The 26,525-nt window shown below is 67.3% G+C and carries 18 protein-coding genes and 2 pseudogenes; 12 read left to right on the top strand and 8 right to left on the bottom strand.

The window, feature by feature from the left end; all coding sequences use genetic code 11:
* Window positions 1-7: 7 nt before the first annotated feature.
* On the bottom strand, window positions 8-502 hold the full coding sequence (locus ACIGAN_RS26230) for a lamin tail domain-containing protein (protein WP_399861114.1): 495 nt from the start codon (window positions 500-502) through the stop codon (window positions 8-10).
* 668 nt (window positions 503-1,170) lie between these two features.
* On the opposite strand from ACIGAN_RS26230, the gene ACIGAN_RS26225 reads away from it, so the two are divergent.
* Together ACIGAN_RS26225 and ACIGAN_RS26220 are read left to right on the top strand one after the other, a co-directional pair.
* Entirely contained in the window at window positions 1,171-4,488 is a 3,318-nt protein-coding gene (locus tag ACIGAN_RS26225) for an RHS repeat-associated core domain-containing protein (RefSeq protein WP_399861112.1), read from the top strand.
* Between the two features lie 740 nt (window positions 4,489-5,228).
* Window positions 5,229-5,441, top strand: a complete 213-nt coding sequence (locus ACIGAN_RS26220) for a hypothetical protein (RefSeq protein ID WP_399861110.1) — start codon at window positions 5,229-5,231, stop codon at window positions 5,439-5,441.
* A 926-nt stretch (window positions 5,442-6,367) separates the two neighbouring features.
* Here ACIGAN_RS26220 and ACIGAN_RS26215 read toward each other — a convergent pair.
* Window positions 6,368-6,625: pseudogene (locus ACIGAN_RS26215) on the bottom strand (IS110 family transposase); the annotation flags it as partial.
* Between the two features lie 778 nt (window positions 6,626-7,403).
* On the opposite strand from ACIGAN_RS26215, the gene ACIGAN_RS26210 reads away from it, so the two are divergent.
* From ACIGAN_RS26210 to istB, 4 genes are all read left to right on the top strand, one after another.
* The gene (locus tag ACIGAN_RS26210) at window positions 7,404-8,345 is read left to right on the top strand and encodes a hypothetical protein (RefSeq protein ID WP_399861107.1); all 942 of its coding nucleotides are present in this window, start codon (window positions 7,404-7,406) and stop codon (window positions 8,343-8,345) included.
* Window positions 8,346-8,381: 36 nt separating this feature from the next.
* Entirely contained in the window at window positions 8,382-8,615 is a 234-nt protein-coding gene (locus ACIGAN_RS26205) for a hypothetical protein (RefSeq protein WP_399861104.1), read from the top strand.
* 332 nt (window positions 8,616-8,947) lie between these two features.
* Window positions 8,948-10,603, top strand: a complete 1,656-nt coding sequence (istA, locus tag ACIGAN_RS26200) for an IS21 family transposase (protein ID WP_399861102.1) — start codon at window positions 8,948-8,950, stop codon at window positions 10,601-10,603.
* Window positions 10,597-11,337, top strand: coding sequence for an IS21-like element helper ATPase IstB (istB, locus tag ACIGAN_RS26195; protein ID WP_399861368.1), 741 nt, complete (start codon window positions 10,597-10,599; stop codon window positions 11,335-11,337). The genes istA and istB overlap by 7 nt, the downstream gene beginning before the upstream one ends.
* 103 nt (window positions 11,338-11,440) lie before the next feature.
* Here istB and ACIGAN_RS26190 read toward each other — a convergent pair whose 3' ends face one another.
* Window positions 11,441-11,968 (bottom strand): DinB family protein, encoded by a 528-nt coding sequence (locus ACIGAN_RS26190; RefSeq protein WP_399861099.1) that lies wholly within the window; start codon window positions 11,966-11,968, stop codon window positions 11,441-11,443.
* A 238-nt stretch (window positions 11,969-12,206) separates the two neighbouring features.
* Between ACIGAN_RS26190 and ACIGAN_RS26185 the strand changes: the two genes are divergently transcribed.
* Window positions 12,207-15,221, top strand: coding sequence for a hypothetical protein (locus ACIGAN_RS26185; protein ID WP_399861097.1), 3,015 nt, complete (start codon window positions 12,207-12,209; stop codon window positions 15,219-15,221).
* A gap of 355 nt (window positions 15,222-15,576) precedes the next feature.
* On the opposite strand, the gene ACIGAN_RS26180 is transcribed toward ACIGAN_RS26185, so the two are convergent.
* Complete coding sequence (locus tag ACIGAN_RS26180; RefSeq protein WP_399861094.1) at window positions 15,577-15,792, bottom strand: ATP-dependent DNA ligase; 216 nt, start codon at window positions 15,790-15,792, stop codon at window positions 15,577-15,579.
* A 497-nt stretch (window positions 15,793-16,289) separates the two neighbouring features.
* Between ACIGAN_RS26180 and ACIGAN_RS26175 the strand changes: the two genes are divergently transcribed.
* From ACIGAN_RS26175 to ACIGAN_RS26165, 3 genes are read left to right on the top strand one after another with little or no spacing between them, the layout of a single operon-like run.
* On the top strand, window positions 16,290-17,375 hold the full coding sequence (locus ACIGAN_RS26175) for a dsDNA nuclease domain-containing protein (protein ID WP_399861092.1): 1,086 nt from the start codon (window positions 16,290-16,292) through the stop codon (window positions 17,373-17,375).
* Window positions 17,365-17,946, top strand: coding sequence for a hypothetical protein (locus ACIGAN_RS26170; protein ID WP_399861089.1), 582 nt, complete (start codon window positions 17,365-17,367; stop codon window positions 17,944-17,946). The genes ACIGAN_RS26175 and ACIGAN_RS26170 overlap by 11 nt, the downstream gene beginning before the upstream one ends.
* A complete protein-coding gene (locus tag ACIGAN_RS26165) occupies window positions 17,943-19,880 on the top strand; it encodes a hypothetical protein (RefSeq protein ID WP_399861087.1) in 1,938 nt (645 codons plus the stop codon). Before ACIGAN_RS26170 ends, ACIGAN_RS26165 begins: the two co-directional genes overlap by 4 nt.
* Before the next feature lie 65 nt (window positions 19,881-19,945).
* Here the strand turns inward: ACIGAN_RS26165 and ACIGAN_RS26160 are convergent.
* Together ACIGAN_RS26160 and ACIGAN_RS26155 are read right to left on the bottom strand one after the other, a co-directional pair.
* Window positions 19,946-22,172: pseudogene (locus tag ACIGAN_RS26160) on the bottom strand (Helicase associated domain protein).
* Window positions 22,169-23,062 carry a hypothetical protein gene (locus tag ACIGAN_RS26155; protein WP_399861084.1) on the bottom strand — a complete coding sequence of 298 codons (894 nt, stop codon included), beginning with the start codon at window positions 23,060-23,062 and terminating at the stop codon, window positions 22,169-22,171. Before ACIGAN_RS26155 ends, ACIGAN_RS26160 begins: the two are co-directional and overlap by 4 nt.
* Window positions 23,063-23,123: 61 nt before the next feature.
* Here ACIGAN_RS26155 and ACIGAN_RS26150 point away from each other — a divergent pair, with 61 nt between their 5' ends.
* A complete protein-coding gene (locus ACIGAN_RS26150) occupies window positions 23,124-23,633 on the top strand; it encodes a hypothetical protein (protein ID WP_399861081.1) in 510 nt (169 codons plus the stop codon).
* Window positions 23,634-23,906: 273 nt separating this feature from the next.
* On the opposite strand, the gene ACIGAN_RS26145 is transcribed toward ACIGAN_RS26150, so the two are convergent.
* Entirely contained in the window at window positions 23,907-24,743 is an 837-nt protein-coding gene (locus ACIGAN_RS26145; RefSeq protein ID WP_399861079.1) for an NmrA family NAD(P)-binding protein, read from the bottom strand.
* Between the two features lie 82 nt (window positions 24,744-24,825).
* Between ACIGAN_RS26145 and ACIGAN_RS26140 the strand changes: the two genes are divergently transcribed.
* Window positions 24,826-25,788 (top strand): AraC family transcriptional regulator, encoded by a 963-nt coding sequence (locus ACIGAN_RS26140; RefSeq protein ID WP_399861076.1) that lies wholly within the window; start codon window positions 24,826-24,828, stop codon window positions 25,786-25,788.
* Window positions 25,789-25,817: 29 nt separating this feature from the next.
* On the opposite strand, the gene ACIGAN_RS26135 is transcribed toward ACIGAN_RS26140, so the two are convergent.
* A complete protein-coding gene (locus ACIGAN_RS26135) occupies window positions 25,818-26,480 on the bottom strand; it encodes a DUF3105 domain-containing protein (protein WP_399861073.1) in 663 nt (220 codons plus the stop codon).
* Between the last annotated feature and the right edge of the window lie 45 nt (window positions 26,481-26,525).

Genomic DNA, 26,525 nt, shown 5'->3' with positions numbered 1-26,525 from the left:
GCCTCAGTCAGCTGTGGAAGTGGATGTAGCCGTTGCCGTCGGGGTCGTTGCTGGATTTGGTGTAGGTGTGGACGTCTGCGCGGCTTCCTGAGGGCTTGTAGAGGTAGATGGTGTCCTTGTCGTTGTTCCACAGGAAGTTGCAGTTGTCGCGGTAGACGACGTTGTGGGTGTCGGAGTCGGTGCCGTGGCCGCCGCGCAGCTTCACGTAGTCGCCGGGCTGCAGGTAGTGGTTGGCGGTGAAGGTGAAGCGGTTGCCGGTGGCGTCCTTGACGACGTAGCCCTTGAGGTTGATCGTCGTCCGGGGGGAGTAGTTCTTTACCGTCAGGTACTCCTGGTCGGTGTTGCCCGAGGAGCAGCTGTTGGAGTCCCGGCCCGGTGCGTCGTACTGGACTCCGCGGATCTTCAGCGCCGAGCTGTACTCGGCGGCGTGCGCGGGAACGACAGACAGGGCGGTCAGGGTGCCGGCCGCAACAGCGGCCGCCGTGACGAGGCTCTTGAGCAAGAGCGGGCTCCTCATAGTCGAGCGGGTGGTGTCGCTGGTGCACGACACTCATGCCGGGTCCGGTGGTTGCGCGAGATGCGGACCTTCACCCGTTCGAAGGACGCCGAGCCGCCCGCCTGTACGGGCGGTGGGTGTGCCGGTGCTGCTGGAGATCGACCACCGGGCCGAGGATGCGAGTACGGATCTGGCCGGCAGGGTGCGCCCGGCTCCACGCTGGCGGGTGGAGCCGGGCGCTGTGCCAGGAGAGTCCGGACCGAGGCAAGGCCGGACACCCTGTTCGCGTATCCGCTCGGGGGACGGACGCTCTTGGCGCGATGGCCTGGTCAACTACGGGTGGGACAGCGCGTCACGCCTACGCACGGGATCTGCACAGGCTGCCTTCTGCAGCACGGTCGCGTGCGGTGCCCGCGAAAGGCGAAGGTTCCAGTCAGTATGATCCCCCGGGATCGCAGTGGATCGCGCAATCTCCTCCTGCCGAGGCGGCGAGTTACTGCGGTATGCACGCCTTCATCCCGTCGAAGAGGTGGGGCTGATTCCGGCTGGCATGGGACGGCAGATACAGGGAACGGCCCGTCGCTTTGTGTGCTTCTTGTGACAGCTTGTGTGGCCCAGGTGACCGTATGAGTCACCTGTTCTGACTGTCTGTCTGACTTCCGTGGGGGAAGCTGATGCATTCACGTGCGCAGAGCACGTCCCTGTGGCGTGCCCGAAGAACACACAGAACCGCTCTCCTGTCCGCGCTCACGGCCGCTGCCGTGGTGCTCTCGGCGGCACCGGGTCTGGCGGCGCCGCCGAAGCCGGAGTTACCGGAGCCGGAGAGCCCTTGGACGAGACCGACGAAGGTCGAGGCGCCCGCAACACCGGCCGGGTCGGTGAAGGCACCCGAGTCCCAGGCGGAGGCCGAGCCGTCGGCGGAGGTCGCCGCGTGGCGGGCGGCGCAGCGGGCCCGTACCGCGGGCGGCAAAGCCGGTGCCGAGCGGGCGAGGGCCACGGCCGAGGCCACCTCGTTCGTTCCGGAGGGCCAGGGCGAGGTGCCCTGGCACCGGATCACCGACACGCGCCTGAACGACGCCCTCGTGGCACGGGTGAACCTCTCCAACGGCAACCTGATGCTCGCCGCGACGGACTTCGACATCGCCGGCGTGGGCCAGAAGCTCCAGCTGACGCGGACGTACAACTCCCTGGAGGCGCCCTGGGGGAAGGTGTCGCAGCGCTGGTGGCAGGCGTACGAGCGTTACCTCCAGTTCGGTGACGGGGAGGTGGTCGTCTACGACTCCACCGGCGACGCCCTCCGCTTCAAGCAGACGTCCACCGGCGGCTACACCACGCCCACCGGCTACTCCAAGGACCTGAAGAAGAACGCGGACGGCACCTACACCCTGACCGACCGCAAGTCGAGTACGAAGGACACCTACGACGAGCACGGCACGCTGACCAAGGTCACGGACAACAACGACGGCACGATCACCGTCGACCAGCACGACGAGGGCGGCGAGCACAAGGGCTTCAAGCTGACCGAGACCCGCTCGGGCCGCTGGATCGACCTGGTCAAGACCTACCCGAACCAGTGGCAGGCCAAGGACCACACCGGCCGCACGGCCCTGTTCGACCTGGACCCGGCGGGCAACCTGGCCAAGGTCACCGACACCGACGGCAAGGCCACGGCCTACGCGTACGACTCCTCACGCCGCCTGACCAAGGTGACCACCCCCGAGGGCACCGTCACGCTGTTCACCTACGACGCCCACAACCGCGTCAGGTCGATGCAGCGGGCCACCGAGGTGACGAGCACCGGCCACACCGGTCCGACCTGGCGCTACGACTACACGGCCGCCACCCCCTCCGACGCGGGCACCACCACGGTCACCGATCCCGACGGCGACGCCACCACGTACCTGCACAACGCGGACGGCGAGGTCACCAAGGTCACCGACGCGCTGGACCACTCCCGCCACGCCAAGTACACGGGCCACCTGCTGCAGACCGCCACCGACGCGATGGGCACGGGCGCGGACGGCACCGGCGGCAACACCACCACCTACGGCTGGGACGGCCGCAACAACGCCCTCTCCCAGAAGCTCCCGCTCGGCGCCACGGCGTCGGTGACGGCGTACCAGACCGTCGCCGGCACCGACCTGCCCAACGACTTCACCACGGCGGACGGCCGCAAGGACACCTTCAAGTACGACACCAACGGCAACACGATGTCGGTCACCACCTCCGGCACGGCCGGCGGCACCCGCGAGTACACCTACAACAAGGACACCCCGACCTGCGGCGGCTTCGAGGGCCAGCGCTGCACCGCCAAGGACGCGAACGGCAAGGTCACCTCCTTCGAGTACGACACCAAGGGCAACCTCAAGAAGGTCACCCCGCCCGCCCCGCTCGGCGAGACGACCTACACCTACGACGCGCTCGGCCGGGTGGAGACCGTCACCGACGGACGCGGCATCAAGACCGTCTACGTCTACGACAACCGCGACCGCGTGACGAAGGTGTCCTCCACCAATGCCACGGTCACCTACTCCTACGACGGTGATGGCAACGTCAAGTCCCGTACGGACGCCTCCGGCACCACCGGCTGGACCTACGACAAGCTCAACCGCGAAAGCGTCCGCACCCTGCAGAACGGCGCTCAGACGGCGCTGGCCTACACGCCGGGCGGCGAGGTCGACCACTACACCGACCCCACCGGCAAGACCGACTACACCTGGGACAAGGCCGGCCGCCTGGACTACCTGACCGCCCCGGACGGCAAGAAGACCGACTTCGACTACGACAACAACGACAAGCGCACCAAGACCGTCTACCCGGGCGGCACGACGCAGTCGGTGACGATCGACGACAACGGCCGCCCCGAGGCCGTCAAGACCACCTCGGGCACGACCACCCTGATCGACCTGACCTACGACTACAAGAACACCGCGGGCAAGGACACCACCAAGATCCGCACCCGCACCGACAACCTCACCAAGTACAGGACCACCTACGACTACGACTCCCAGGACCGCCTGCGCTACGCCCTGGAAGCCGACTCCGCCGGAGCCCGCAAGGCGTCGTGGCTGTACTGCTGGGACAAGGCCGGCAACCTCACCAGCCAGGACGGCAGCAAGAACGCCTGCCCCGGCGGCACCACCTACACCTACGACGACGCCAGCGAACTGACCGGCAAGAACGGCTCCACCACCGGCTGGTCCTACGACAAGCTCGGCAACGAGACGGCGGCCGCGAGCACCACCGCCCGCACGAACGAAACCTGGACGGACTACAGCCAGCTCTCCGCCATCACCGCAGGCGGCAAGAGCTACGACCTGGTCCACGCGGGCACGGACAACTCCGAGCGCACGAAGCTGGGTTCGACCTGGTTCCACCACACCGCACTGGGCCTGGCCTCCACGACGACGAACGGCGTGGACACCGGATTCATCCGCGAACCGGCGGGCACCTTGAACTCCATGACGACTGGGGGGAAGTCCTACTACTACCTCACCGACGCCACGGGCAACGTCCTCGGCCTCACCGACGACACGGGCAAGCGCACGCACACCTACGCCTACGGCCCCACAGGCCTGCCTCGCGGCACCACCACAGAGGCAGCCCCCCAGCCCCACCGCTACACCGGCGCCTACCTCGACCCGACCGGCCTCTACAAGATGGGCCACCGCTACTACGACCCGTCCCTCGGCCGCTTCACCCAGCCCGACCCGTCGGGGCAGGAGACGAACCCGTACCTCTACGCCGCCGGGGACCCTGTCAACCATGCTGATCCGTCTGGCCTGGGCTTCTGCGACAACGCCTTCGGGAAGGCTACCGGCGGCGTGGTGTGCGCATCGAAGGAAGTGAAGAAGAAAGTCAACAAGGGGGCGACAGGCGTCGCGGCGGGCGCTGGTGTCTGCACGGTAGTCGCTGGGCCGACGCCCGTCGGTGCCGGTTGCGGTGCTGTCGGGGCTGCAGCCGGTGTCGTGTCCTTCGTGACGATGGAATAGCAAGTACCTGCGGGCGTGACTCGAAGTCGCCCCGCAGCCGGTCTCTCGGGAGTTGCAGTGTCAGACACGAACAATAGGTCGCTACCCCTCGTAATGCTGGCAGTGGCCTGCATCATCGTGGGTGTCTTACTGGTGATTGCGGCCGGTGGAAACGTGTGGATGTACGTCGCCGCAGCAGCGCTGGGCCTGGCAGGAATCTCTCTGCTGACGAACAGGTTCGGTCTGGGAAAGAGGTAGGCAGACCACCGGTTCTTGACCGCCAGCAATTGCTCAGCGCCGACGTGGAAGGTGATTCCGAACGGACGCCCGTCCGTCTGCTGAGAGCTGTTCGGCAATGCCCGATTGGGTGTGAATGAGGCGGATAACCTCGCTGGCCACTGCCTAGCATGGCTACCTCCCTCACACCGACCGCTTGCGAGACGACCCAACCCACGCGGGGTACCGCCTGGGTTGGGTCGTCCACGGCCGTGTAACGCACAAGCCGCCCGGGTGCCTCCCCGGTCCTCGGAAGGACTGCAAGCGCTGTACCAGTGCGCTGCCAAGACGGCCTGAACGCGTTCCGGACCGCCTGTGAGGGTCGCCCGCCCCGAGCAAGAAACGACCACTCAACGACCAAGGTAAGCCGTTGAGATGACTTAGCAGGTTACTGACCAGGAGTCGGGGGAATAATGTGAACCAGCTTTAGATCGATCACTAACCTGACTGTTTGGTATCGCCAGCGCGCACTCCAGGGGATTTTCATGACTGAGCTTGCCATTCTGTTCGGCCTATTGGCGGCGGTAGTATTGGCGTTGACCTTCATTTTGTTAAGGCGAGGGAATCGCAGGACGGAGAATGCCGACGGGCTCCTCGTCGAGCAGGAACGGCGAATGCAGGCGCAAAGCGATCGCATTACTTACAGTGTTGGTGTGGAGCACTACTTGCTAGCCCGGCGTGACCACCAGCGCCACTAACGAGCTCGTGCACGGTAAGTGGTGAGGCATCGAGAGTTTCGCGGTGGCCTGTATTTACGCCTGCGGTGCCGGGTGCAGGTCCGCGATGTGTTGGTGAGACAGCAGGCTGGCGGCGGTTGGGACGGTGTCGCTGATGTGCTCTCGGCGACCGAGGTGTCGGGCCAAGGCCCGCCAGTTCTTCAGATACGCATGCCGTGCTCGAGGGTGAACGGCTGCACACTAAGATGCCCGGCGGCTCCCGGTTAAGGGCTCGCCCGGTGGACATAGGCCCGCGTCCTGGGCGGCGCCGTGGACCTACGCTCCGTTCAGGCCGGGGGCCGCCCTGGAGCTGCCGGGCGAGCAACTCTGTGGCCAGCGCCGGGCGCGGGTGGACCTCCCGCTCGGAGAGCCCCGCCTACCCGCTCCAGGGTGATCCCGACGTCCGCGATGGCCAGGCGGTGCAGCAGGTGCTCGCCCGGCGGCCGCGGGGCACTAGCCCGGTGACAGCGATCCGCGATGACCACGAGGAGCGCGACCAGCAGCGCCGAGTATGGCGCGACGCCGCTGTGGCCATACGAGCTGCCGTGACCCACTACGAGAGGTCGAAAGGCCTCAACCGGTACGAGGTGGAAAAGCGGCTGCGACAGGTCGTCCGGCGTCCCGAGAGGCAGCCAGACACCCAGGTGTAGTCACACCCGGCACTGCAGCCGCCTTCGCAGCGCGCCCGGAGGCCGGGTGCCGCTGCGAAGGCTCTCTGGGGCAGCGGCCGCTCCAGTGGGTGGCGCCGGGGATGGGGGCGGCGAGGCATCGGCGGGCGGGTGAGGGCGGGGGATGCGCACGAAGCCGAGTGCGTCCTTGAAGGCGGCCAGGAGTTCCTCGACACGTGTACTGGCCGGCGGTGGACCTTCGCTGACGGGCGGTTTGCCGGGGGGCTTCTATGTCCTTCGTCAAGCGAGCTGTGGGCTTCTCGGCTGGTAGAAGGTTCCGTCGTGGAGCATGGCGAACAGGACGCTGATGCGGTGGCGGGCGAGGCGGAGGAGTGCCTGGGTGTGAGTCTTGCCGAGGGCCCGGCAGCGGCCGTAGTAGGCCCGGGAGGCGGGATCATGCAGGGCCGCGAACGCGTAGAGGAACATCGCCCGTTTCAGCTGCCGGTTCCCGCCGCGGGGTGCATGTTCGCCCTGGATCGACGTGCCGGACTGGCGGGTCGCCCGGGAGGTCCGCATCGAGGTCACGAAGACGCGCCCGAGGGCCTCCAGGGCGAAGGTGTCCGCGCACGGCTCGCCGGCCTCCGGGCCGGGCAGCGCGGTGACCGGGACGACGATGCGTTCGGCGACGTCGACGAGCAGCTCGGGCATCTGCGGTTCGGCGCCGGCGAACTCGCGGGCGGTGTCGACGTCGTCGGCCTGGACGGCACGGAGGTAGTTGAAGGCGCTGATCGCCGCGTGGGGGGGCATCGGGGTGAGCGGCGTGGTGTGGGGATGTCGGCTCCTCACGTACGGGCCGCCCCGCGGATCGCGGCGGCCTCGTAACCGATGCTCGGCTTGAGGTCCTGTCGACAAAGTCCGGCCGCTGAGGGGGGAAAACTTTCCCCCAGGGTTGATCACGATGCGGTCACGACGGAGTTGTTTTCCGAGGTGGGCGTCACACGAAGGCCGAAGACCGGACCTGTACAAGGTGAATGGCGGGATAGGCCCGCCCCACTTCCAGGAGCATCCCTTGGCAACCGCCGGCGATCCCGAGCAGCCCCTTGACCGGACCGAAAAGCCCTCCTCCGTGGACCCCTCCATCACCCCCTCCGCGCCCCGCACTCAGCAGCCGGGCGTTTTTGCAGGTCAGGCGCGGCGGACAGGGGGGCGGCGCAGGTCCGACAACCCTCGTGCAGATGTAGCACGGCGTCCCAAGCACAGGAGGAACTCGACAGGGCCCCGGCGGAGGGAGCTGCTGCAAGCGCTGGGGATCTTCCAGAGGTCTACGCCTGACCAGTTGTGGAAGCTGACCCGGCCGGGCAACCAGCACGACAAGCTCGTGCGGGACACCCTCCTGGATTTGGAGGACCACGACCTGGTGAGGATCGAAGCGGTTCGGGAGGACCAGCGGCAGGTGTGGGTGCTGACCAAGCGAGGACATCGCGAGGCGAAGAAGCTGCTGGAGCCGAAGGGCATACGTATCTCGGCGCTGCGCGAAAAGAAGTACGACCCGGTCACCGGGAAACTGCTCGGTGCCAGCTACGACGACCACGCGGCGGCGGTCACCTCGACGGCCGCCGAACTTCACCGTGCCGGGATCGGTCACCGGCTCGGCTTCCAGACCGAGATCGGGCACCGGCTCGCGGACGGGTACGTGCAGCGGGCGGACCTGGTGGTGCGGGCGCCGGAGGCCGGGGTGCCGGTGATGCTGCTGGAGATCGACCGCCGCTCCGAGGACGCGCACGACCTGGTGCAGAAGATGTGCCGGTACTGGGAGTGGGGCCGGTGGCTCCCGAAGGACGCGGCCAAGCGCACCGTGGACCTGGTCCGCTCCCGGCCAGGTGCGATCGAGGACGTCGGCCACGAGCTGCGGCTGTGGCGGCGGGTCTATCCGCCGACCGGCCGGGAGGGCTTGGTGCCGCTTGCGTTCGTGTTCGCGGACACCACCGAGGCGAAGGTCGCCAACACGGTCGCCGTGCTGGAGGAAGCCGGCCACCGCTACTGGGCACCGCGCCGGTACGACACCCTCTACCCGAAGGCAGTCACCGCGCGGGACTACCGCCAGGCCGTGCCCGTCGTCGTCACCACCCTGGAACAACTCCAGGAGCACGGCGCCGGCGCGGCGGTGTGGCGGCGGCTGGGACGCACCGGGGAACAGACGCTGACGGACGCGCTCGACAACCCCGACGGCCACGCCCTCTACCTTGCCCAGGAGGCCCGCGCCGACGCGGAGGACTAGCAGCGCCGCGCCGCCCAGCGGGAGGCGGAGCGCCCAGTGTGCAAGCGTTGCGGGCGGAAGTTCACCGACGAGCGCTGGGAGGAGATCACCGTGCACCGCACCGCCGTACGGGCCGGGGACAAGTCGGTGTGCAGCCCGTGCCACGCTGACGACGTCGCCCGCCAGGAGGCCGCCGTTGAAGCCGCCCGCCTCGAGGCCGCCGCGCCGCCGGCGCCGGAGGACGACCCCGAGCCAGGGCGGGGCCGCGGCTGGTTCCGTCGGCGACCCTGACCCGGCACGCCACGGGCCCCGGGCATCAGTGTCCTCCGGGGCCCGGCCCGCGTCCCCGGGCCGCGTGCTCCGCGCCCGCCGGCACCTCGGATCGGAGCGGGGGGAACGATGCCGCGGATCTGCTGTACACCAGAACCATGAAGACCCAGAAAGCGTTCTGCGTGCGATGTGGCAGCGCAGACACCCGAGTGGCTCTGTATCTCAGTGGGGGAGTCGTTTCGAGGTGACTGTGGGAGTCACCTTCTGACCGAGTTTGCGATGTCGGTTTGTTTTGACGTCACCCAGGGTCTTGCAGTGCGACGGTGGAGTGTGCTTCTGCCACAGGGGGCCCTATGGGGAAGTCGCAGTCGAAGGTCGATCTGTACGCCGCGATCCGCCGTGACCACCGCGGTGGCATGTCACAGCGGGCTCTGCAGCGCAAGTACAACGTCACCTGGCGGACGGTGCGGAGGGCCCTGGACGGTCAGTGGCCGGAGCCCCGCAAACAGCACCGCCGCCGGGAGTCTCGGCTGGACCCCTACAAGCCGCTGATCGACGGAATTCTGCAGGCGGATCTGGACGCGCCGACCAAGCAACGGCATACCGCGCAGCGGATCTTCGACCGGCTGGTGGAGGAGCACGGTGCCGACGACATCTCCTACCCCATGGTCCGCACCTACGTGAAGGACCGGCGGCCGGAGATTCGGCGAGATGCGGGCATCGGCCCGCAGGCGATGTTCGTGCCACAGACCCACCTGCCCGGCGCGGAAGCGGAGGTCGACTTCGGCGAGGTACACGTGCTCCTGGCGGGCGAGCTGACCCGGCTCTATCTGTTCTCGCTGCGGTTGTCGTACTCCGGCAAGGCCGTGCACCGGGTGTTCGCCACCGCAGGTCAGGAGGCGTTCTTCGAAGGCCATGTGCACGCCTTCCGGGTCCTGGGCGGCATTCCGCGAGCGCACATCCGCTACGACAACCTGCGGGCCGCAGTCGAACGGGTGCTGGGCTTCTACCGGGGCCGGGTGGAGACGGACCGCTGGACGGCATTCCGCTCGCACTGGGGCATCGAGCCGTTCTACTGTCGGCCCGGCCTCGAGGGCGCCCACGAGAAGGGCGGAGTCGAGGGGCAGATCGGCTACTACCGCCGCAACCATTTCGTCCCCGTGCCCAAGGTCGCCTCGCTCACCGAGCTGAACGCGATGGTCGACCAGTGGGACCAGGACGACGAAGCACGCAGGCTGCGGGGCCGGACCCGCACCATCGGCGACTACTTCGCACAGGAACAGCACTTGCTGCGGCCGCTGCCCACAGAGCCGTTCGAGACGGGACGCTGGTTCACCCCGAGGGTCAACCGGTTCAGCCAGATCAGTGTTCGCGGCAACGCCTACTCGGTACCGGTCCGCTTCATCGGGCGTCAGCTGCGAGTGCTCCTCCACGCCAACGACCTCGTCGTCTACGACGGTCGCACCGTGATCACACGGCACGAGCGTCTGGGCGGCCGGCACGGCTCCCGCCTGGTCCTCGACCACTATCTGGAAGCCCTGCTGCGCAAGCCGGGAGCCTTTCCTGGATCGACTGCGCTGGAACAGGCCCGCTCCGCGGGCCGCTTCACCCCTGTCCACGACAAGTGGTGGGCCGCGGCGAAGGCTGCCCACGGTGACGCGGTCGGCACCCGTGCACTGATCGAGGTACTGCTGCTGGCCCGGCACATGGACCACGAGCAGGTCGTGGCCGGTCTGGCCGCCGCCTACCGGGCCGGAGCCCTAACCGCCGACGCGGTCGCATTGGAGGCACGCAAGCTCGCCGAGTCGGACGGTGACCCGGTCCCACCGGCCCGTCCCGGGACAGAACAGGCGACGAAGGACGAGGGACCGACCGCGTCGGTGACCTTCCTCGCCGACTGGAAGCTGTCCCATCTCCCGCCCGACACCCGGCCGCTTCCCTCGGTGGCCCACTACGACCAGCTCCTCAAACGGCCTGGCCGCACGGCAGGCGAGAAAGAAGGATCATGAGTCCACGCAAGCGCGGGCTGACCGAAGAAGCCGCCACCGCCTCCATCGACCAGGCATGCCGCATGCTGCGGCTGCCCACCATCCGCCAGCAGTTCAAGGACCAGGCCGACGGCGCCGCCCGTGAGCAGATGTCCTACCGGGCTTTCCTGGCAGAGCTGCTGATGGCGGAATGCGACGATCGGGCCCGGCGCCGGTCCGAACGCCGTATCCGGGCCGCGGCCTTCCCCCGGGAGAAGAGCCTGCGGGCCTTCGACTTCGACGCCAACCCCAACGTCGACCCGGCCACCGTCAACACCCTCGCGACCTGCGAATGGGTCAAGAAGGGGGAACCGCTTTGCCTGATCGGCGACTCAGGCACCGGCAAGTCCCACCTGCTGATAGCCCTGGGCACCGAAGCCGCCATGCAGGGCTTCCGCGTCCGCTACGCGCTGGCCACCAAGCTCGTCAACGAGCTGGTCGAGGCTGCCGACGAGAAGCAGCTGTCCAAGACGATCGCCCGCTACGGCCGCGTCGACCTTCTCTGCATCGACGAACTCGGCTACATGGAACTCGACCGGAGGGGCGCTGAGCTGCTGTTCCAGGTGCTGACCGAACGCGAGGAGAAGAACAGCGTCGCCATCGCCTCCAACGAATCCTTCAGCGGCTGGACGAAGACCTTCACCGATCCCCGGCTCTGCGCTGCCATCGTCGACCGTCTCACCTTCAACGGTGCGATCATCCAACCGGCACCTTAGTCCTACCGCCTCGCCCACACCAAGGCCCTGGCCGAGCAGGCCGCCGCCGGCTGAGAGGAAATGCCGAGTGCTGGCGCGGTCCTTTCGACCGCGCCAGCACGTCTCACGCGCCGGTGACTCCGTCGACCTGCTCGCGGATGAGATCAGCATGACCGTTGTGACGTGCGTATTCCTCGATCATGTGCACCATGATCCAGCGCAGGGACACTCCCTGATCGCCGACGTGACCCGCTTCCTGCTCGGACAGCTGGCCGGAGTCGTCCAGCGATGCGTCAGCGATCAGCTCGCGCCCTCGGGCGACCTCCGCTTGCCAGGCAGCCGTCGCCTTGTCGAGTCCTCGTTCCGGCTGAAGGGCGAAGCCGTCGGGGTTGTCCTCCCCGAAGACAGGCGACACGGTCAGACCTGCGAACACACGCTGGAACCAGTTGCGCTCCACCTCGGCCATGTGCTGAACGAGACCGAGCAGCGTCATCGACGACGGTGACGCCGCAGCAAGCCGTAATTGATCGTCTTTGAGGCCCGAACACTTCAGGGCGAGAGTCGCACGGTGAAAGTCCAGCCATGCTTCCAGCATGGTGCGCTCGTCGGCATGCGCGGGCGGGATCGGCCGTCCATCCGGTGTCGTATTCATGAGCACACCCTGGCAGCGGCGGCCTTGCACCACGACCGTCTTCGCTTGCGACGAACACGTGTCTCGGCCGTCTTCCACGGCGGGTCAGTGACATCAAAACTCACTGACATCGATCTTGCTGAGCTATACGAGGCGACTCCCGGAACCGCCTCCAAATGACTCCCTCACAAAGTGACACAGCCATGCTCAGGCCGTGCCGCTCTCTCACAGGACGAGGCTTGGCGATTACGCTGAGTTGATGGCCTGGTTCTGGCGTGACAGTGATTTCCGCGGGCTCTGGCGCGACCCGAAGTTCTTCTCAGCGCTGTGCGCGCTTGGGCTGATCGCCGTAGCTGTTTTGGTTGGGCTCTATGCGTGCGGGCGGTCCGGATGCTTGGGCAACCGTGAGTTGACACTGCAGCTCGCGGGCGACACCAAGACCGCAGGCGAAGTCATCAATGCCGTGAAGGAGGGTTGCCGGCTCCAGGACGGGAAGGGTGCGATCAAGGCGCTTCAAACGGCTATCGGCAATGACAGTAAGTGGCTGATCCAGGGTTACGGTCTGCTTCTTGCAGCTGTGTTCGGGTACGGCGTCCTTTATCTCTACCGCCCCCTGTCACGGCGGTTCGCCCTCTGGGGCCTGGTAGCCACCCCGGTGGTGATGGTCGTGGACCAGGCCGAGAACCTGTGGCTGTGGCTTGCGCTCGATGGCAAGCAGCCTGACAGCTTCTTCAAGCTGGCGTCTTGCTTTGCCCTCGTCAAGTGGCCGGTGTTGGTGCTGCTCTTCGGTGCGGCGATTTGGGTGGCCTCCACTCTGCTTGCCCGCAGGGTGCTTGGCTGGATGGGCATGGTAGCCACGGTTCACAACAAGGCCGGGGAGGACATCAAAGGCTGGCCCCATGTGATCTCCGCCTGGGCGGTCACAAAGCAGGGCCCGGTCGCGAGTGCTGCGGACGTCATTGCTCCGCTGGTCGCCCCAGACCCGGCCATGCCGCTGCTTGAGTGGTCCACTCCTCGTGCATCGGAGCAGCAGAAGAGAGCCAGTGCGCGGTCTCGGTGGCGGTCGCGGGCGGTGCGCCTGCCAGGCCGCGAGGCGGCACCGGTGGGCATCTGTGTGTCCGGCGGCGGGATTCGCTCGGCCTCTGTCACACTCGGTGCTCTCCAGGCCCTACGTGAGCGCGGCGTATTGCAACGTGCCCGCTATCTGGTGTCCGTGTCGGGTGGCGGCTACACTGCTGGCGCCTTTCAGTTGGCTATCAGCGACCGCGTGCCCCCAGGCCTTGAGAACTCCTCGACACGGCCGGCTAACCTCGCCACCGCTGCGGACGCGTTCGCACCGGGCAGCCCGGAAGAGGATCACATCCGCCGACACGCGAGGTATCTTGCCGATAGTCCGGGCGAGGTGGTGCGTGCCGTTGGCACGGTGCTGCGTGGCGTGCTGCTCTCCCTTGGCATGCTAACGCTGATCGTCATCGTGATGGGTCAGTTTCTTCAGTCGTTGTACGGCCTGTTCCCGACAGTTATCGACCTGCGATGTCTGCGTCCGGGCTTCGACCTCAATCTTGCGTGCTCGCCTCCCCGTGGTGGACTACCGGGGCTGCGCCTGCACCAGCATGTGGAGATCCCCATCGTGGCGTTGTTGGCGCTGGCTGCTTTGGTTTCTCTCATCGATGCTGTCCGCAGGGTCGTGACCGGTGAGTCGCGTCCTGCGTGGCTGCGCAATGCCTTGAGATCAGTTGTCTGGCTGGCAGTTTTGGTCACCGTGTTCGGGGTGCTCATTCCCGCGCTGCTGTGGCTTATGGCCTGGTTGACCCACGACCGGACGGTGATTCCGGACGACGGTGGGGGAGTATCCGTCCTCGGGACGGTCACGGCCGGGCTCGCCTGGCTGGGCGCCCTTTTCGCTGCGGGCTTCCGGCGGGTGGTGAAGGTCAAGCCTGATGGTGAGAAGCCGGGATTCTTCTCAAAGGGCAGCAACAAGATCTTTCAGACGGTCGGCACAGGCTGGGTGGTGCGGATCGTGGTCTGGCTGGTGCTGCTCGCGCTTTCCTTCGTCTACTTTTTCATCCTCTTCTGGGTCACCGTCTCGGCGGACCGCTGGGACTGGCGTCTTGAGCTGGGTCTGGTCGGCGCCTTGGTCACGCTTGCCGTGCTCCTTGACCAGACCGCCTTCAGTCTGCATCCGTTCTACCGGCAGCGACTGGCCGGTGCCTTCGCAGTGCGGCGTGCGGTGATGAACGACGGCTCGGTGGGCAGCCTCCCGTACGACTACAACGAACTCACCAAGCTCAGCACTCACGCCAAGAGGACGGAGGGATTTCCTCAGGTCATCTTCGCGGCGTCTGCGGCCCTGTCGGGCCGCAACCGCACCGCGCCGGGACGGCCAGCCGTCCCCTTCACTTTCGCATCAGACTACGTAGGAGGGCCGGACGTCGGCTGGGTGAAGACCACCACCATGGAAGAGACAGCCCACCCCCTGATTCAGCGTGACCTCACCGTACAGGCGGCCATGGCGGTGTCCGGGGCAGCCTTCGCTTCCACGATGGGCACCCAGACTTCGGCGGTTCAACGGCTGTTCACCCTGTCGAACCTGCGCCTGGGTACATGGGTACCCAACCCCGCATACCTCGCGGAGGTGGCACGCAATAACCCGTCGTGGACCACGCCACGACTGCCTCGTGTGCGACGGCTCCGGTATCAGCTCCAGGAACTCGTGGGCAGATACTCCGACACGAGCCCTATGCTCCTTTGCACCGACGGCGGACACTTTGACAATCTCGGGCTCATCGAACTCCTGCGGCTACGCTGCCGGACGATCTACGTCATCGACTCCGCAGGAGACTCGCCCCCGCTGGCTACCACCCTCGCCCAGGCCGTCACCCTCGCGTACGAGGACTTGGGTGTCGAGATCACATTCAACCAGCAGGAGGCGCTCCGCCTCGTGCCAGGCAGCGCCGAAAAACTCGCCCCTGAAGATCCCCTGGCTGCGCTCAACGCCCGGCTCTCAGCGGACTGTGTCCTGCTGGGAAGCATCCTCTACCCGGAGGCAGTCAACTTCGGCGACGGCGCCGGTGAAGTGCGCGAGGGGACGATCATTTTCGCAAAGGCCAGTCTCACCCCGGACGTACCGTACGAGTTGCTGAGCTACGCAATGGAGGAGAAGGCATTCCCGCGTCAGACCACGGCGGACCAGTGGTTTGAACACGCCCAGTTCGATGCCTACCGGGCTCTGGGTCACCATCTCGGCAATCGAGCGGCGGCAGCCGCCGGATAGCCCGGTCAGTTGCTGACTGGACCATGCCGTCGCTCTGTGCTGGCCCGACCGGCCAGACGCAACACCATTCCGCCCCGTGTGTGACGCGTGATCTTCTACGCGAAGGTCAGACAGGACGGCTCCAGGCGGCACGCCGCATTTCTCGCTGCGTACAAGTGGATGGCCGTGTCCTTGCTCGATCACGACCACGTGATGAAACGGTCCACGTTTTAGCCGATCGGGCATGCCCGCGCTGGCGCTGAAGCGCCGGGAATGGGACTCCCCTTCGACCGGCTGCGCTCCACCACCGAACGACCTGAAGGTGTAGGTGGTGGGATCGGAACGAGACAGCGGCCTGGTGAGACACACCAAGAGGTCACATAACGCCGTCCAGGCCGGTGTCGGCTGGCAGTTGCGCGAGGGCGGCGGCCCGGATCTCGGGGAACGAGCCGGTCATGTCCGTTCCCTGCCGGGAGCGCAGCAGCACCCGGCCGTCGGTGTGGAGGGCGAGCTGCGCGCGGTAGCCGTCCCACTTCGGCTCCGCTGCCCACCCGGCAGGCAGCGTCGGGTTGTCCACGGCCACGGTCAGCATCGGCTGAGGCAAGGACCACGTCATGCCGTGATGCGCAGCTTGGGGTCAGGTGTCGGAACCGCACGGGGTGGCGAGCTGGCGCTGGAAGAGGCGCGTCGGTCGCCAGATATGAATCCCCGAATGGGTGGCGCCCCCGCCACACCAGTGCACGGCGCTGGTCGGTGTCCTCATCCGGAAGTTCACGGAGATGCTCAGCGAGAACCCGACGGGCAACATCCTGCGCGTCGGCCGGGGCCGCCGCGTCTCGCCGCCGTCAGCCCGGCGGCGGAGGCCGGGACGGAAGTCGCCGGCGCCTCGGTGCTGTCCCCCCGGCGCCGAGCCCCATCAAGGGCGGTGGAGTGGGTAACTCTGTCGCTGAGCGTCAAGCGTATTGCCACCCTCCGTTACTCGGTGGTGTACTTGGCCGCCTTGGATGATCTAGGGGGTGTGGGTGCGAGCCACAGGGTCGTCAGCCAGTTCTGTCTCGCCTTACGGGCGCCTGACTCATCGGAACGCCGATGTCTGCAGCGCCGGCTGACGGCGGACGCCGAAGTCGGCGCGGCTTCGCCTACCAAGACGCGGTGACGCTTCTGGACTGCCTCGACATGCATGAGGGCATGTGGACTCAGGTCTCCTGGGAGGACCTGGAAGACATCGTCTGCAGAAATGGCGACGCGCCCGCGTACCGCCAGGTGAAGACCATCGAAGAAGCCGGCAAGCGGCACAGTGTCGCCAACGTGTGTACACCGGACATTCCGAAGAAGCCAGAGACGAGCTACTTGGGAAAGCTCTTTCTCGGGAAACCTCTCCCACCCGAGACTCGGTTCACCTTCATCGTCAACGAGAGTCCGCACGCCGACTTCCATGCGTTCGTCGTCGATCGCGGACAGCAGCGTGGTCCTATCCCGTCGAAGATTCGTGACGACATCATTGTTCGGCTCAAAGGCGTGGATCTTCCCGATGCCCGCGACATCGGCTGGTGCGTCGACCGTCTAGAGGTCCTTGTTGAGGGCCGCACGATCGAGCAGGTTGAGGACAGGGCCCTACGTCGGCTCGGACCGATCGTGACGAAGGTTCTGGGGCAGCCGCCCTTGACCACTGACATCGAAGACGTCCTGATCTGGCTCGGAGTTCGCATCGCACGCGACGCGCTTGCTCCAGTGCCACGCAAAGTGTGCCCCAGCGACTTCCAAGACATGCTCCACGAAGCGATCACACGGGCCACCGGGCGAAGGCCGGACGGAAGCACTGCGCCTCTCACGAAACTCACTGACAAGCTCGCGGTCGCCGGAATCCCGGCAGACGAGGCGGTAGGGCACCTGGACAACGCGCTGAAGTACCGTCGGGCCTGGCGTGCCAGCCTCGGTCCAGCCCGCGAGGCGATGGACGCCTTCGCCGACGAAGTCCACGCCATCTGCTCACGCGTCATGGCAGAACGACGCGCCGGACGCATCCCCGCCGGCTCAGAGGCATACTTCGAGACCCTGACCCGCGTAGAAGGTCTCCCCGCGGTGAGTAGCGGCACCGTGTCCCTCGCCCGAGCTCACGCCGTCCTTGCGGACATCACCGCCCGCTGTCAGAACCGGTACGCCGATGCTTCATAACATCGGCGCGAGCGCCGTCCCGCCGCCCCACCGGCCATGGGACCCCGACGACTCGCCAGACTTTCACGCCTCGCGGCTACTGCTCCTGGTTGCCGAGTGCGGCAGCGCCCCCGGTCCTCATATCGCCGGCCGCACCAAGCTCGCGAAGCTCGACTTCTTCCTGCGCTACCCGGCTTTCCTCGAGCGCGCACACACGGAACTCGCCGACGCGCTGAGCGGACAGGACGCTTTTCGCGCATCGATGCCCGAAGAGGTAGAGGCCCCGATGATCCGGTACCGGTTCGGTCCCTGGGACCCCCGCTACCGCCAGTTTCTGGCCTTCCTCATGGCCCGCGGCCTCATCACCATCACCACCAGCCACAGACCGGAGCGAGTCCGCTTGACCTCGGGAGGAAAGCGAGCGGCCGCAGCGCTGGCGGACATGGACGAATTCCAGCCCATCGTCACTCGATGCCGCGCCATGAAGGACAACCTGGCGCAGTGGTCCGGGACCGACCTGAAGAACCTTGTCTACCAACTCTTCCCCGAGGAAGTGGCGGACCTCGCCTACCACCAGGAGATCAGGCCATGACGACGCCCCCGACACCCTCCCGCAAAGGGCTGCGAGTCGAGTCGGTCACGCTGGTGCACACGTCGGGCGAGATGGATACGTACGCGTTCAACACCGCCGGCCTCAGCGTTCTGTCTGGCGTCAGGAACAGCTCGAAGACCACCACGCTCAAGGCCATCGACTACTGTCTGGGCAATGGGGACAGCCCAACCAAGGCCCTGAAGGCGGCCGTGGCCGACGAGTACGTAGAGGTCAGCATCGAACTGACCCTAGACGGCGCTCCAACGGAGATCCGGCGCAGCCTCCAGTACGGGCGCCAGAACAAGGTCGTACTGGACGGCGACGAATTCCCTGTCGGCGAATTCTCCGACCGTATCCTGCACAAGCTTGGCTGGCCGATCCTTAGCATTCCCAAAGGCATCCGGGCCGCCACCGCAACCGAGCTCACACCTCTGACGTTCCGCAGCGTGCTGCGCCACATCTACCGCAACGAGGACTCGTGGACTCAGTTCGCTGACCAGGAACAAGAGTTCCTGAGGCGAGCCGTCATCAGCTACCTCCTGGGTTTCGCCCCGACCAGGTACAGCAACCACGACTTCGAGCTTGCGGCAGCACAACGCCGACTCGCACAGGCGCAGGCGGCCGAACGAGAGGTGCATGACAGCACAGACCGAGCCGTCGCAGCCGTCTGCGAGAACCTGCAGCTGCCCACACCCAGGAGCGAGCAGCAGGTCAACTCCATCAGAACCGACTTGCGGGCCGAGCTCGACGTGGTTGTCAGGCAGCGTTCCCAGCTGACCCGCGAAGTGGAGCAGCTTGTTGCCGGAAGACGCCAAGAAGGCGATGCCGGGGCAGTGAGCCATGGCTACGACGCCACCCTGTCGCAGCAGTACGAGCAGGCGACCCAGAGCCTCACGAGCACCGCCGAGACCGTCGCCGGCCTCGAGCAGGACCTGACTGCCCACATGCAGTCTCACAACACGGTCCGGGCAGAGATCGCCCGCATGGAACGCCTTCTAGCCTCCGTCGACATCTTCGACAGCCTGCCGGTGCGCCTGTGTCCTGCCTGCGAGCAGAAGATCGACATCCACCGCGATCACCCAGAGGGCACCTGCTACGTCTGCACCCAGCCAGTGACAGAGGACCAGCGCAGACGACGCGGAGAACTAGAGAAGCGGTCCCTGGCCGCAGAGGCCGACGACCTCCAGGAAGTCATCGCCCGAACCAGCCGCGACCTCGACCAAGCAAAAGCCGACCACCGGCACGCCCAGAGCACCCATCAAGACATCGCCAGGCAGCTGAACGTCGACCGGGCCGCCCGCCTCGCACCGTTCATGACCAGACTCGAAGAGATGGCCGCTCAGACAGCCACCCTGGAACAAAAACTCATGGCGCTGCCCGCCATCGAGCAGATGCTCACCCGCAAGACTGCCGCCACGCAGACGAGCCAGGCGGCCCAAGACAGACTGAACCGACTGAAGCAGCAACTCGATGAAACCCCCACCACAGGGAGAACGCCCATCGACCGCTGCGCCCTGTTCGCTGACCGGATGAACGAATTCCTCAACCGCCACCGCGATGATGTCTGGGTGGCAGGGAATGTGGCGATCAGCGCGGACGACCTGACCTTCTACGTCGGGACCCGCCCCTGGAACCAAGTTCTCGGAGCCGAGGCCCGAGTGCTGTTCTTCCTCGCCTACAGCAGGGCCCTACTTTTCCTGGCCAGGGACCTAGGGGACGACTGCCCTTACCCGGGACTCCTCATGCTCGACAACCCCTTTCAGCAGGGAATCGCAAGCGACGTCGTTCACGAAGTTCTCCGTGACATTGCCGATGCCGCCCAAGCCACCGGCGCACAGGTGATTTCCACGCAGGCCGTACCAGTACCACGTCTCTCCCCTGGCATCGAACAGATCATTATGCCGAACACCTACATCGGCGAACCCGAGAGCTGACGGCCCAGATGACAAGGAGAGGCAGGCCGCCTGGCGCTCCACGACCGGCTTCCTCCCGTCCTGTCTTACGCCCATTCGACGCCCAACTTCCGGAGCGCGACCAGCTGTTCTTCGGTGAGCTTGTCCCGCCTGGCCTTGGTGTTGCTGTACCAAGATGCCGAGCTTGGTTTCGGACCCGTCGGGCAAGGTCTCCACCGCCTTCCGGGGTACGGGCCGCTGGCCTTCCCGTTCCACCCACTGCGCGAGGGCCACCAGGCCCCGCTGGAACGCCTGCTGCGTGTTTCCCTGGCCCTTCGCCCGCCGGTAGGACCTGAGCGCGGCGAGCTTGTTCTCCCATGCCTCCTCGCCCGGCTCCCACACCATCCCGGCCTCCGGCGCGTCCAGCAGCGTCTTGCGCCGCTCCTCCAGCTCCCCGGCCCGCAGCGCCTTTCGCTGCTGATGCACCCATCGCCCAAGCGGGAACGCCTTCGTCGCCCCGACCTCGACCTCGACGTCATACGGGACTGCGTAGAGGCCGGTGATCTCGTTCTCCCTGCGCCACCGCAGCAGGGCTTGGTAGCCCTCCAGCCAGACCAGGGACTCGGGCCGGTACACCCGGGTACGCAGGAATGCGGCGATCGTGGTGGCGTCGCGCGGGCTGGAGAAGTGCAGCAGGGCCGACTCAACAGCTGCATCGGCGCCGTCGTCGTGCTCCTGGTCCTCGCCTTCCTCGCCGCCAGCTCCGACGATCCGCCCTTCTTCGTCGCGACGGATGTGGACCTTGCGCTTGCCGTGGGTGAGGGCGCGGGAGGCGAGCTGCTCCACGAGTCGTTCATCATGACTGCGGAGTCCTTGGAGGACCGCTACAAGAGGGCGGAACGAGGCGCTGGCGACCATGTCGGTCGGGTCCTCGCCGGGCTCCAGGAACACCGGCACGATGATCCGCGCGACCTTCGTGCTGCCGTCCGGGTTCGGCCTGAGCGCGCGGCCGATGTTCTGCACGATCTCGACCTGGGAGCCGCGGGTGTCGGCGAAGCAGACGGCCTCGACTCCGCGCTCGCCGGTGATGTCGACGCCTTCCCCGAGGACGCGAACGCTGGCGAGGAAGGCCCGGTGGACCCGGCGCCCGGCGGCGTCGATGCCGTTGGCGAACTGCCGCAGGGTCTCGCGTCGTTCGGTGACGAGGTGGTCGCCGCACAGCCACGCCGACCACACCCGGTCCGGGGGTACGTGGCGGCCGGCCTCGAGTTCGTAGAACTCCGCGTCGATGGAGGACTTCGGCAGCTTGTCCGCAGCGGCCAGGTCCTCATCCGAGGCATCGTTCATGTACAGCGCAGCCGCCGTCTCGGGCAACTTCTCCGCGAACGCGGCGGCCTCCTCCACCTTCTGGTGGAATGTCATGACAGTGCGCAGATTCCACGCGGCGGCGTGCTCCAGGAGCGCCGTCTGTAGCAGCGCCAGACGCCGGCCCCGCCGCGCCTCCTCCGACTCCCCAAGGACGGGGGAGGGGTCGCGGATCTCCAGGACGTCGATCTCGAACCCGGCGAGGATCTCCCGCTCGATCGCCTCCGACAGTCCGAGCTCGGCGAGCCACGCGCCGTAGGTTCCCTCCGGGTCATCCTCCATGCTGGCGATCTCAAGCTCACGGCCCTCCGCGCCCTTCTGCGGCCGGGCCGCGGCGAGGATCCGTGGTGTGGCGGTCAGGTAGAGCCGGAAGTCCGCCGGGATCCGCTGGTTGTCGTGGATCGCCGCCCACGGTCGACCAAGGTCACCGGCGGTTGAGTGGGCCTCGTCCACGATGGCGAGGTCGAAGCCCGCCATGCGCTGGCCGTACAGCCGCTCCCCGCCCGCCAGAGCGGCCTCCAACGGTCCGCGAACCATCCGCTGGCCCTCGGGTGCGTCGATGTCCTCTCGGTCCACGAGAGAGGCGTAGGTGGCGAACACGACCACAGGCCCGGACCCGGCCCAAAGCGCGAGCTGGATGGGGTTGGTGGTGGTGCGCACCCGCAGCGAGTTCAGCACCGGGTCGTTCTCCAGCGAGCACACCGCGACCATCGGCGCGGTGTGGCCCACCAGACGCCAGGCCTGGGCTGTCTGCACGAGCAGGTCCAGGGTCGGGACGGTGACGAGGATCCGGCCGTTGGGGAAGCAGTCTCGTGCTCCCCAGGCGGCGGTGATGGTTTTGCCCGATCCGGTCGCCGAGACGAGGGTGCCGCGGGCGCCCCGGGTGGGAACGGGGGCGCGTTCGGGGCGGCCGGCCCAGGCGCGGATTGCGGCGAGCGCGGTCACCTGGTGCTCGCGGAGGTGGATCATCCGAGCCGCTCCTCTGCGGCGACGGTCGGCCGAGCCGTGGCGGCCTTGCGGCGTCGGTGTTCGCGTTGGGCTTGGGCGCGGGCGCATTCGCGGGTGCAGTACTTGATGCCGCTGGTGCGGTTCTGGCCGTATTCGGCGCGGCCGCGTTGGCGGACGAAGTCCCGCCCGCAGGTCTCGTTCGCGCAGGTGCGGATGGTGGCGTCCTCGGCGAGGTGGTTGTACAGCTGGAGGAAGGCGGCGGAGAGGATGGACGGCTGGCGGTCGGTGAGGCTGCCCAGACCGACGCTGAAGGGGGCGAGGTTGTAGCGCAGGGCCGACCGGAGCAGGGCCAGCCGCAGGCCGAGGGTGGTGGATCGGAGCTCGTCCAGGGTTGTGGGGTAGCCGCTGTCGTCGTGGTCGTTCTCGGCTGCGATGTCGGCCAGGTGCTGTTCGGTGACTTCCGATTCGACGAGTTCGTCCAGGCCGCCGGGGCGCCGGCATGCCAACCACGTGGCGATGGCGCCCTGGGCCTCGCTGATGTGGAGGCGCACGAGCTCGCCGTGCAGTGAAAAGGGGCCATAGCGGGGATGCTCACGCTCCTGGAGTTCCTGCAGGCGGCTGTGCTCTTCGTAGTCCCAGCTGCCGGCCTCGATGCTGCCGCCCAGGTGCCCGTACTGGTTCATCCAGCCGGCCACGGTGGCCAGGTCTGCCGGATCCACCTCCATCAACTCGCGCAGGTAGAAGTCGTCCGGCAACGACGTCCTTTCGACGGCCCGGTCGAGATCCTGGACAGTCCACACGATCCAGTCACCCTCGGCCCGGACCCCGTGCATAGGTGTCATCTCCGGCAGGGGAACCGGCGTCCCCGGCCAAAGCGTGGGACGAAAACGTGGGTCTGCGTATGCCGCCATGAAGGGCATCATAGCGTTGAGCACGTAGTACGAATAAGGAGAACGTTCGTATCACCCAGGGGTGAAGGTGTGGGAGGGGACGGCCGTGGTGACGACGTGGCAGGAGCGTAAGGCGGTCGGGGACGCACACGAGCAGCGCGTCGCATCAGCGCTCACAGCGCAGGGGTGGACGGTCGAACGCTGCGGGCAGGGCACCTACCCACCCGCGATCCAACAGGCCCTGGCCTGCACCACCTCGGCGCTGCGCTGGTTCCCGGACCTGATCGCCGCCCGCGCCGGCGAGGTCGTCACCATCGACGCGAAGGACTGCCTGCCCAGCAACTCCTCCGGCCGGTACGCCGTCGCCGACGAAGCCGTCCACGCCGGCCTGCAGTTCATCGCCGCCAACCGGCCGACCCCGCTGTACTACGTGTTCGGGGACCTGCGCGTTTTGACCCCGGTTGAGGTCCTCTACTACACCGGCCACGCCGAGCGCCGGCACGACGGCGCCTACCGCCTGGTCAGCACCCGCCAGGCGCACTCCTTCGACGCTGTCTTCGGCCGCCGTCTGCCGTTGCGCGCGGCGGGCTGACCGCCCATAGAGCCGCCCGCGCAACGCCAGCAGGCCCGCGTCGCAGTCACCCAGGGCGGGGAAGCCCCGCTCATCCATACGTCCCGGGCGGTCCGCGCCGACTACGTTCGGCACGGACCGCGCCCAGCTTCCCATAGAGACGCCAGCGCGCTGGCTACCGGACCCGCTTTACTGGCGAAGAGGCAGTGTTTCAACCTTGCGCTATTCCGCGGCGGGCACAGCTTAATCTTTGACCGCGTAGGGCAGCGGGACGGCAGTAACCCCTGTGGTGTATCAGGCGTTCCAGGCGCCCTGTGTGGCGGCTGATCGAGCGTACTGGGCGAAAGTGCGGGGCGGGCGGCCCAGCACCTTCGCCACGTCATCGGTGACCGAGGCGAGAGCGCCGGCGCGGACCTGGGCGTACAGGTCGACAGTCAGCTGCACCCATTGCTCGGGCACGCCGTGCGCGCGCTGCTCAGCGGCGTACTCCTCGGGCGTCAGCGGGGTGTAGCGGATGTCGCGGCCGGTGGCGTCGGCGATATGTGCGACGGCGTCGGCGAATGACATCGCCTGCGGGCCGCTCAGTTCGTAGGTCGCTCCGGCGTGCCCGGTCTCGGTCAGGGTGATTGCGGCGACGGCGGCGATGTCCTCGGCGTCGACGAACGCCTCCGTGCCTGCTCCGGCCGGCAGCCGCACATCACCGGACAGGACGGCGTCGTGCAGGAAGTCCTCGCTGAAGTTCTGGGACAACCACCGCAGCCGGAGCACCGTGCTCTCCAGGCCCGCCTCGCCCAGCGACTGCTCGGCCGCCACAGCGTGCTCCAGACCCGGAGCACCGGTGTCGGGGAAGGAGACCAGCACCGCACGCCGCACCCCGGTCGCGGCGGCCTGACGGGCGAAGGCGGTGATGTCGTCTGCCGCCTGCGGGCTGCCGAGATCAGGGGCGACCAGGTACATCCCGTCCACCCCGTGCAGGGCCGACTCCCAGCTAGTGCGATCCGCCCAGTCGAAGCGCACCTCGCCGGAGCGGGATGCCGCCCGCGCTGCAACTCCGCGGTCCGTCAGCTGCTGCATCACGCGGCGGCCGGTCTTGCCGGTGGCGCCGGTCACCAGAATCGTCTCGTTGCTCATGTCAGCAAGCCAAGCGGACGACTGCGCTCCGAGCCATGGCGGGCCCGCTCACATGCATACGCGTTCGTCTACGCTGACCAGCATGGACGCCCTGACGCCGGCCGGTACGGATCCGCTGACGGACCTGCTCGATGGCGTGCGGACCACCGGCGCGGTCTTCAACCGCTCCGCACTGTCCGGTACCTGGGCGGTCCGTTTCGAGGACGGCTCCCCGCTCGCCCTGGCCGTGCCCATGACCGGACCTGCCTGGGCTGTCCTTGAAAACGATGAGCCGGTCCGTCTCGACCCGGGCGACGTCGCGGTACTCAGCGGCGGCACCCCGTACACGATCGCGGGCGACCCGTCCGCCGCCCCGGACGTGACCATCCGCCCCGGCGGACGCTGCACCGCGCCCGACGGCACCGAGCACCTCACCCACGACTTGGGCCCTGCGCGTGTCACCAACACGGGCGGCACTGTCCTGCTGAACGGTCTCTACACCCTGCCGAGTGCCACCCCCGGCCGTCTGCTCGCGGCTCTGCCCCCGCTCGCCGTCGTCCCCGCGCACCAGGGCACCTGCCCAGTGAACCCAGAAGCCTTCGAGGACATGTTCTGTCTGGCTCCCGGCCGGCAGGTGCTCTTGGACCGGATGCTGGATTTGATGCTGATCACCGCACTGCGCGCCTGGTTCACCCGCCCCGGCGCCCCGCTTCCCGCCTGGTACCGAGCCCACAGCGACCCGGTGATCGGATCGGCCCTGCGGCTGCTGCACGCCGACCTCGCCCACCCGTGGACAGTCACCTCTCTGGCCGCCGCGACGGGCGTCTCCCGTGCGACCCTGGCTCGGACGTTCACCGAACTGGTTGGACAACCTCCCATGACCTACCTGCGCGAGCAGCGGCTCGCCCTGGCGGCCGACCTGCTGCGCGAGCCCGAGACGACGATCGGTACGGTCGCCGCGCGCGTGGGATTCTCCAGCGCCTTCTCCCTGAGCACCGCGTTCAAAAAGGCGCGGGGCATCAGCCCGAGCCAACACCGCACAGGCACTGCGTCGGACAAGGACTGACGCCTCGCCCGACCCGGCTCAGCTATCGGTTACGGCGTGGCCCTCCCGCCGGTGCAGGGCGCCCCCGGCTCAGGTGTCTGCGGGCCCTGGACATAGGTGGTGAGGAACTCCGCGATCCGCGGGTCATGGGCGGTGTCGAGGCTCAGCTGGTGGCCCCAGGCGGTCAGCATGATCCTGCCGGGCTGTGTGCTGACCGGGCTCATCAGCGTGTACGGCATGGAGGCGACCTTGCCTGCCAGGGCTCGCACCGAGGCGGCGTCGGCCTGGGCGTTGTAGGTGATCCAGACGGCGCCGTGCTCCAGGGAGTGGACAGCGTTCTCCTTGCGGATGGCCTCGGTGTAGACGTCGCCGTCGCAGTTCATCCACAGCGTACTGTGATCGCCGCCGACCGGCGGGTTCACCCGGTAGGCGACCTTCCCCTTGACGTGCCGGTAGGTGAGTTCTTCGGCGTCCCAGGTCTGCTCGCCGCGCACGTGCTTCTTTGCCCCGGCCGCTCTGCGTTCCTGTTCGGCCTGATGCTGCTGCCGGTCCTCGAAGACTCCGTAGCCAAGGAGCCCAGCCAGGAAGACGGCCGCCCCGGTGAGGAAGAGCCAGCGGCCGCGCGGCGTGCCGGCTGTCCCCGCGGGCGGTGTCTGCGGCGGCCTGCCGGTACGGGCCTTTGACCGTGTTGCCTTTGCACCGGTGTCGTTCATGCCTTCGTCCTTCCTCACCCCATCGGCCTGCAGTGACGTGCAGGT

Source organism: Streptomyces sp. NPDC085931, assembly GCF_044540565.1.
In the GTDB taxonomy this organism is placed as follows: Bacteria; Actinomycetota; Actinomycetes; order Streptomycetales; family Streptomycetaceae; genus Streptomyces.
This window is presented reverse-complemented; position numbering and strand designations above follow the sequence as displayed.

What these genes read in the sequence shown, in the direction of transcription:
- ACIGAN_RS26225 (WP_399861112.1), top strand. Translation starts at nt 1,171, where the DNA reads ATGCATTCACGTGCGCAGAGCACGTCCCTGTGGCGTGCCCGAAGAACA.
- ACIGAN_RS26175 (WP_399861092.1), top strand. Translation starts at nt 16,290, where the DNA reads ATGTCTGCAGCGCCGGCTGACGGCGGACGCCGAAGTCGGCGCGGCTTC.
- ACIGAN_RS26180 (WP_399861094.1), bottom strand. Translation starts at nt 15,792, where the DNA reads ATGCTGACCGTGGCCGTGGACAACCCGACGCTGCCTGCCGGGTGGGCA.
- ACIGAN_RS26140 (WP_399861076.1), top strand. Translation starts at nt 24,826, where the DNA reads ATGGACGCCCTGACGCCGGCCGGTACGGATCCGCTGACGGACCTGCTC.
- ACIGAN_RS26135 (WP_399861073.1), bottom strand. Translation starts at nt 26,480, where the DNA reads ATGAACGACACCGGTGCAAAGGCAACACGGTCAAAGGCCCGTACCGGC.
- istA (WP_399861102.1), top strand. Translation starts at nt 8,948, where the DNA reads ATGGGGAAGTCGCAGTCGAAGGTCGATCTGTACGCCGCGATCCGCCGT.
- ACIGAN_RS26190 (WP_399861099.1), bottom strand. Translation starts at nt 11,968, where the DNA reads ATGAATACGACACCGGATGGACGGCCGATCCCGCCCGCGCATGCCGAC.
- ACIGAN_RS26220 (WP_399861110.1), top strand. Translation starts at nt 5,229, where the DNA reads ATGACTGAGCTTGCCATTCTGTTCGGCCTATTGGCGGCGGTAGTATTG.
- ACIGAN_RS26155 (WP_399861084.1), bottom strand. Translation starts at nt 23,062, where the DNA reads ATGGCGGCATACGCAGACCCACGTTTTCGTCCCACGCTTTGGCCGGGG.
- ACIGAN_RS26145 (WP_399861079.1), bottom strand. Translation starts at nt 24,743, where the DNA reads ATGAGCAACGAGACGATTCTGGTGACCGGCGCCACCGGCAAGACCGGC.
- ACIGAN_RS26185 (WP_399861097.1), top strand. Translation starts at nt 12,207, where the DNA reads ATGGCCTGGTTCTGGCGTGACAGTGATTTCCGCGGGCTCTGGCGCGAC.
- ACIGAN_RS26165 (WP_399861087.1), top strand. Translation starts at nt 17,943, where the DNA reads ATGACGACGCCCCCGACACCCTCCCGCAAAGGGCTGCGAGTCGAGTCG.
- ACIGAN_RS26170 (WP_399861089.1), top strand. Translation starts at nt 17,365, where the DNA reads ATGCTTCATAACATCGGCGCGAGCGCCGTCCCGCCGCCCCACCGGCCA.